The organism is Chryseobacterium sp. MYb328, assembly GCF_037572595.1.
Classification (GTDB): domain Bacteria; phylum Bacteroidota; class Bacteroidia; order Flavobacteriales; family Weeksellaceae; genus Chryseobacterium; species Chryseobacterium pennae.
Genome location: NZ_JBBGZQ010000019.1, coordinates 106,150 through 113,327 on the forward strand (window position 1 = coordinate 106,150; position 7,178 = coordinate 113,327).

Sequence of the window (7,178 nt, forward strand, 5' to 3'; positions counted from 1 at the left end):
TGATATTTTAAAAACGTTTATGCATCAATTTTTGCATATTTCGCATTTTTCTCGATAAATTCTCTCCTTGGCGGAACTTCATCTCCCATCAACATTGAGAAAACACTGTCTGCTTCTACAGCATTATCAATCGTTACCTGTTTCAAAATTCTGTGTTCAGGATTAAGAGTTGTTTCCCAAAGCTGCTCAGGGTTCATTTCTCCAAGACCTTTGTAACGCTGTACTTCAACACCTTTACCATCCGGAGACATTTCTAATGTAAATTCTTCACGTTCTTTCTCGTTATAAGCATACACTTTTTTGTTTCCTCTCTTCAATAGATATAAAGGTGGTTGAGCTATATAAATATATCCGTTCTCAATAAGTTCTTTCATATATCTGAAGAAGAAAGTAAGAATCAGGGTAGAAATGTGAGATCCATCAATATCGGCATCGGTCATAATAACAACCTTATGGTATCTTAGCTTTACCATATTCAATGCTTTGCTGTCTTCTTCTGTACCTACAGAAACTCCAAGAGCAGTATAGATATTTCTGATTTCTTCATTATCGTATACTTTATGAAGCATAGATTTTTCTACGTTCAAAATTTTACCTCTTAATGGAAGAATAGCCTGGAAGTGTCTGTCACGTCCCTGTTTTGCTGTTCCACCTGCGGAATCTCCCTCCACAAGGAAGATTTCAGATTCTGCCGGGTCTTTTGATGAACAGTCAGATAATTTCCCTGGAAGTCCAGAACCTCCCATCGGAGATTTTCTCTGAACCATTTCACGCGCTTTTTTAGCTGCCTGTCTTGCTTTTGCAGCGAGAACTACTTTTTGAACAATAGTTTTAGCTTCATTAGGGTTCTCTTCCAAAAAGTTAGTAAGCATCTCCCCTACAATTTTATCTACAGCACCAGAAACTTCAGAATTTCCTAATTTCGTTTTGGTCTGTCCTTCAAACTGAGGTTCCATTACTTTTACAGAGATTACAGCGGTTAATCCTTCACGGAAGTCATCTCCTGTAATTTCTACTTTTTCTTTTGCCGGAAGTCCCAATTCGTCTGCATATTTCTTTAAAGTTCTCGTTAAAGCTCTTCTGAAACCAGCCAGGTGAGTACCTCCTTCATGAGTATTGATGTTATTTACATACGAGTGTAAGTTCTCATTGAAGGAAGTATTGTAACGCATCGCTACTTCTACCGGAATATTATCTCTTTCTCCTTCCATGAAAATCACATGCTCCATAATAGATTCACGGTTTCCATCGATATAGGCAACAAATTCCTTTAATCCTCCTTCAGAATGGAAAATTTCCGACTTGAAAGAACCGTCTTCTAATTTCTCTCTTTCATCTGTAAGGGTAATTGTAATCCCTTTATTAAGGTAAGAAAGCTCTCTTAAACGGGTTGCTAAAGTATCATAATTGTAAACTAATTCTGTAAAAATAGTATCATCCGGCTGGAAAAACTGCTTTGTCCCTCTTTTGTCACTATTTCCAATTTCTTCAACACCTGTTTGTGCTTTTCCTTTGGAATAGATCTGCTGATAAACATTTCCGTCTCTGTAAACCGTAGTGATCATTTCATTGGAAAGTGCATTTACACACGATACCCCAACTCCGTGAAGACCTCCTGAAACCTTGTAAGAATCTTTATCAAACTTACCTCCGGCTCCAATTTTTGTCATTACAACTTCAAGAGCAGATTTTTGTTCTTTTTCGTGAAAGTCAACCGGAATACCTCTACCGTTATCGCTAACTTCAATTCCGTTTCCTTCTTTAATCGCAACGAAGATCGTGTCGCAGTATCCTGCCAACGCTTCGTCAATAGAGTTATCTACTACTTCATAAACCAAATGATGAAGACCTCTTAATCCCACATCACCAATGTACATTGAAGGACGCATACGTACGTGCTCCATTCCTTCCAATGCCTGAATACTACTAGCTGTATATTGTTTTTGACTCATATTAAATATTAAAAATCCTGCTATATGCAAAGACTTACAAATATCGTGATTTTTTTCGAGGTATGAAAGTTAAAAAGTGTCAAAAAAGTATAAAGAAAACAGACCGAAATCTGCTTATATTTTATAATTGAAAAAGTGAGCTTGGCATTCTTTTTTCAAAATAAACATCAATGTTTTACTATTTGCCGTAAGGAACTGTTTCTCAATTCCATTTGACTTTTGATTCTTTGTTAAAAATTTTAGTTTCTTCTATTTCAGTATTTCAGCTCTCCGTTCTTTAACTGCAGTTAATACTGAAACAAACCAAACGTAATTAACTGATTTGTAACGTTTTTAATTATAATAAAACCAAAAATAGGAAATGTTTTTTCAAGATCCTTTTGTATGATTCCAAATTCAAGCCCGCCTTCTTTATTATTGAGAGATCATCTTTTGCGTTATAAATATTAAATACTGCCACTCATAATTGTATTATTTTATAATTTATTTAAAAAATACAAAAAATTGATATTTATTAATTCATTATTATATTTAATATTGTAAAGTTAGCAAAATCCACTCACGAAAAACATTATAACCGTAAGCCATCGAAAAGCACTCCATGCAAACGGTTCTACATAGGTCAGCTTCCCATTAGAAAGCTTTACTAAGAATCATACTGCAACACCAACAGCAGAGTTTTTAATATTAATTATCTCTTTTTGATTTTATTAAAATCTTACTCAGAATTTATATTCAAAATCTTGATTCAGAAAAAAACTAACCCAAAATTTTAATTTATGAAAACTTATTCATTAACAATTAACGCCCTCAGAAAGGCAATTTCGATCTTATTATTGATGCTCATTACTAGTACAACAATGTATGCACAGCAGGTTTATGTAAACAGCCAGAATTTTCAAGTTTATGGGCTTTGTGATGATTGTACTATAATCAACGCAGACGACATGATAGGAAATAACGAAAACAACTACGCTACATTACAAATGCCATTAGGAGTATTTGGAAGGATTGAACAAAACTTGTTTTTCCCATCCGTGAGCACTTATTCAACAGTTGTTATAGGTATAGGTACGGGTAACGCCAACCTATCCCTTTTGCTTTTATCACTATCAATCTAACTTAAAATAACAACAAAGATTTTAATAGAATTTAAAATCACCACTGAAAAAGACCATCTCACAACTCGGGAAAACGGTCTTTTTTATGAAATTCTACTGTACACCTACATTAAAACAATTCTATTTCTGAACTAATCCACTTGTTTAAATACCTCTGCAGACATCATCAGCTTCAAAAAATACCTTCAAAAAATACATTGAGGAAGATTCTGTCAGAATCTATAATATTCCGCAATTTTTTAAAATTTTCAAAGCCCGGAAAACCCTTCTCACATGTTGATTTTGAAAGATCTGAAAGTTTTCCCCAGCTGGGACAGGCTGTATATTTTTTCATCACATCAAAAAACAACTGCATTGATGGATGAATTTTTTCTTCACCGTATTCCCTTATACACATTCCAATATAAAAGGTATCCTGCTTGTAAGCAGGGCTGAGATATGAATTTTCTGCACCGGTATACCTGAGATCTACAGGAAAATGCAGTTTATGCTGAGACTGTTCTAAAATATCCCTGAATTTCTTTAATGCCTTTTTATGATTATCATCTAACATGGACAATCCATATTCTGAAACAACCATAGGTACAGTTTCATCATGCACCAATATTTCGAAACAGTTCCCTATTCTTGTACGTGGAGTGAAAAAATAATCCAGACAAAAAGAATTGATTTCTGGAATCAAAGAAGAATCATCATTACTTTTTATAAATAAAGGAGAAGTTAATTTATCAATTTGAAGATCACGTTTCCTTTGTTCTTCCGTGTATTTTATCCATTCTTCTTTTTTATGATACTGCTCTTCTTCAATTCTTTCCGCCTTAAATAAATATACTTTATCCGTATGCGGAAACCACCACGCCTTAAAGTATTCATAACGTCTGGCATAATCATCCATACATTTCAGGTACTCATCAAAATCAACAACAGATTCTTCAGATTTCAGATAAAAAATAGGATCACATTTTAAAGTAACCTCTGTGACAATACCAAAAGATCCTAGCGAAAGAGAAGCCGCTTCCCAAAGACTGAATTCTTCGTCATCAATTTTCCATTTGGTTTCTCTGGTTATTTCTACCGGATCTCCTGACGCTGTTATTATTCGTAGTTTCTCAATCTGCGCAGAAAGACTTTTATGCATTAAACTGCTGCCATGAGTACCGGCTGCAAGAGCTCCAGCTACTGTTTGCTTATTAATAACTCCAAAATCAGGAAACGATAAATTATTTGATATTAGTACATCATATAAATCATATAAATACATTCCTCCCTGACAGGTAACAGCATCTTTATCCACTGATATCAATTTTCGATAATTTTTTAATGAAATTAAAATTTCATTACTGACCGCAATGGGAGAAAAAGAATGTCCTGAACCAACAACCTTGATCTTTTTTTTATTCTTTCCTGAAAACCGGACTATTTCAATAATCTGTTCTTCCGTCTCAGGTTCAAAATAATTTTCAGAAAGGCAGGATTGATTTCCTGCCCAGTTATTCCAAATGTAATTATTTTTTTTAATCATTAATATCAGATGCTTCGGTAATGACTACCTTTGATTCACTGTACGCTGAAGTATTAACACCAATTTGTCTTTCAGCCTCAACCTGTTCTTTTACCCACCTGTATGTTTTTTCTATCCCTGTCGCTAAAGGAATAGAAGGCTTCCAGCCAAGTACTTCTTCAATAAGAGTATTGTCAGAATTTCTTCCACGAACCCCTTCAGGACCTTCGATATGCTTTAAGGGCAGGTGCTTGTTTGCTTTTTCCATAACAAGCTTCGCAAAATCATTCATCGATATCATTTCCTCAGAACCGAGATTAAGCGGTTTGTTATAATCAGATTTCATGATTCGTATAACTCCTTCTACGCAATCATCAATGTAACAGAAGGAGCGCTTCTGTTCCCCATCTCCCCATATTTCGAAAACTGATTCTGCAGCAGCAGCTTTACGACAAAATGCAGCAGGTACTTTTTCCCTTCCGCCTTTCCACGTCCCTTGTTCTCCATAGATTCCGTGAAATCTTGCAATTCTGATTTGTAACTGAGGAAATTCTTCCGAATATTTTAAGGCCATTTCTTCGCCATATAACTTTTCTAAACCATAGATATCTTGTGGATAAGCCGGCCATGCATCTTTTTCTTTTAGTCCAACTGTATTTTCAGAATCATCTTGTACATGCAGAGGATAAACACAGGCACTTGAAGAATAGAAATAACGCTGCACATTGTGATGCCTTGCCGCTTCCAGCATATTCAGACTGATCATTGTATTATTATATCCAATACGGCTATGATTACTTTGAATAAAACCCATTCCTCCCATGTCAGCAGCAAGGTTAAACACCCAATCGATCCCTTCACAAGCATCCATACAGTTTTTCATTGTTCGTAAATCTACTCTAAGGAACTCATGGCAGAATTCGTTTGGCTGCATAAATTCAGGACTTTTCCAGTCCGCACCAACCACATAATATCCTTCCTGCATCAATCTTTTCCCTAAATGAGAGCCTATAAATCCACTTGCTCCAGTTACTAATACTTTTATTTTATCCGTTTTAATAACACGATCAGGTTCAATCAGTTGCAAAACCTCAGCAATATACGGATGATGCTTATATTTTCCATCTAATTCAGCAGGAATAGAGCCATTGACATCAAACCATTTTCCATCCGAATGATCATTATCAAATCCTAAAGAAACAGCAGGATCAACTTCTGCCTGAAAAGTAACGTTTACAGTATGTGAAGAAGCTCCCTGCTCTGAATCATTGAATTCAGTAGAAAAAGTACCGAGGTACTGTGTTATTTTTATTCTGTCTTCCGGAATATTAAGTTCTGAAGCAGCTTTTCTTATTCCGCATTGTTCTATTCCTTCATTTTTCAACATCCTTCCCCCCTGCATCCAATAAACATCTTTACATGGCTTGTTTTTACGCTTGGTAAGGAATGCTTTATTGTCTTTTACAATCACAAGATCTACACAGATTAAAGGAACATTGTCAAGAATACTACGATAGACTTCTGTAGGAATCAGCCCGCCAGCTGATTTAAAGATATTTTCATCTTTGTAATTTAGTGAGGTGTTTTTCATATTTTTATTTAAATGATATATTAACTTTGTGAAAGTTTAAATTTCTTTAGAAAAGATTTAATGATAGATGAGCTTATGTTTTCCTTATAGGCATTTATGCTTTTTTCTACTTCTTCTTTAGAGGAAGCACCAATCACTATAGTACTCACAGCAGGATTATTGAGAATAAATTGATAGTTAAGAGCCATTAAATTGACATCATTTTCACAGCACCATAAATACATTTCCATAGCCTTTTCTATTGAAACATCTTTTTCTATAGCATAATGCCGGATAGTGATTTCAGTTGGGTTTATACCTGAAAGCAATCCCATGCACAAAGCAGAACCTAGTAATACTGTGATATTATTTTTTTTAGCTACCTCCAACAAATCATCTGCCTTCGTTGATAACAGGTTATAATCAAGATAAGGTAAAATTACATCAGCATAACCGGATAAAATGAATTGTTTATGAAGATTATGGTCTCTTACACCCAAACCGATATTATGAATTACCCTCTCTTCTTTTAAGCGCAGCAAGACCTCCATCCCTCCATTTTCCATCATATTTTTAAACTCAACATCAGAAGGATCATGTATATGTAAAATATCCAGATAATCTGTTTTTAATACTTTTAAACTATTTTCGACACTTCTACGGAGGTTTTCTCCTGAATAACCTTTGTATATTGGATGAGTCCCTGCTTTTGTTGAAAGAATAATTGATGAACGATTTCCATATTCCTGTAATGCGATACCAATTTTCCTCTCACTATCTCCATAAAAGGGAGAGGTATCAATAAGGTTAATATTGTTCTCCAATGCAAATAATACAGTTTCAACCGCCTTTTTATCAGATACAGGTCTTTTAAAAAAAATATTTTCTTTGCATGATCCAATACCTGCTCCACCAAGAGAAATGGGGAAAATAGAAATTTCGTTGGTATTCAATTGCATTTTATCTCTTAATTGTGATTTGTTTATAATTCAAAAATAAACATTTTATGTTATTTTTTTTAAAAAATATTTTTT

General features: G+C 34.5%; 5 protein-coding genes. 1 reads left to right on the plus strand and 4 read right to left on the minus strand.

What is annotated here, in order from left to right:
* Nucleotides 1-17: 17 nt before the first annotated feature.
* Complete coding sequence (gyrB, locus tag WH267_RS17830) at nucleotides 18-1,952, minus strand: DNA topoisomerase (ATP-hydrolyzing) subunit B (RefSeq protein ID WP_115971058.1); 1,935 nt, start codon at nucleotides 1,950-1,952, stop codon at nucleotides 18-20.
* Between the two features lie 779 nt (nucleotides 1,953-2,731).
* Here gyrB and WH267_RS17835 point away from each other — a divergent pair.
* Nucleotides 2,732-3,073 (plus strand): hypothetical protein, encoded by a 342-nt coding sequence (locus WH267_RS17835; protein WP_340010045.1) that lies wholly within the window; start codon nucleotides 2,732-2,734, stop codon nucleotides 3,071-3,073.
* 172 nt (nucleotides 3,074-3,245) lie between these two features.
* Here WH267_RS17835 and WH267_RS17840 read toward each other — a convergent pair whose 3' ends face one another.
* The 3 genes from WH267_RS17840 to WH267_RS17850 are packed head-to-tail and all read right to left on the minus strand — an operon-like array spanning nucleotide 3,246 to nucleotide 7,097.
* Nucleotides 3,246-4,595: a D-arabinono-1,4-lactone oxidase gene (locus tag WH267_RS17840; protein WP_340010046.1), complete on the minus strand. Its 1,350-nt coding sequence runs from the start codon at nucleotides 4,593-4,595 to the stop codon at nucleotides 3,246-3,248.
* Entirely contained in the window at nucleotides 4,588-6,165 is a 1,578-nt protein-coding gene (locus WH267_RS17845) for an NAD-dependent epimerase/dehydratase family protein (protein WP_340010047.1), read from the minus strand. The genes WH267_RS17840 and WH267_RS17845 overlap by 8 nt, the downstream gene beginning before the upstream one ends.
* A 20-nt stretch (nucleotides 6,166-6,185) precedes the next feature.
* Entirely contained in the window at nucleotides 6,186-7,097 is a 912-nt protein-coding gene (locus WH267_RS17850) for an aldo/keto reductase (protein WP_340010048.1), read from the minus strand.
* Nucleotides 7,098-7,178 lie beyond the last annotated feature (81 nt).

Excerpts from the sequence above, each read along its gene's own strand:
- gyrB (WP_115971058.1), bottom strand. The coding sequence starts at position 1,952 with ATGAGTCAAAAACAATATACAGCTAGTAGTATTCAGGCATTGGAAGGA.
- WH267_RS17835 (WP_340010045.1), top strand. The coding sequence starts at position 2,732 with ATGAAAACTTATTCATTAACAATTAACGCCCTCAGAAAGGCAATTTCG.
- WH267_RS17840 (WP_340010046.1), bottom strand. The coding sequence starts at position 4,595 with ATGATTAAAAAAAATAATTACATTTGGAATAACTGGGCAGGAAATCAA.
- WH267_RS17845 (WP_340010047.1), bottom strand. The coding sequence starts at position 6,165 with ATGAAAAACACCTCACTAAATTACAAAGATGAAAATATCTTTAAATCA.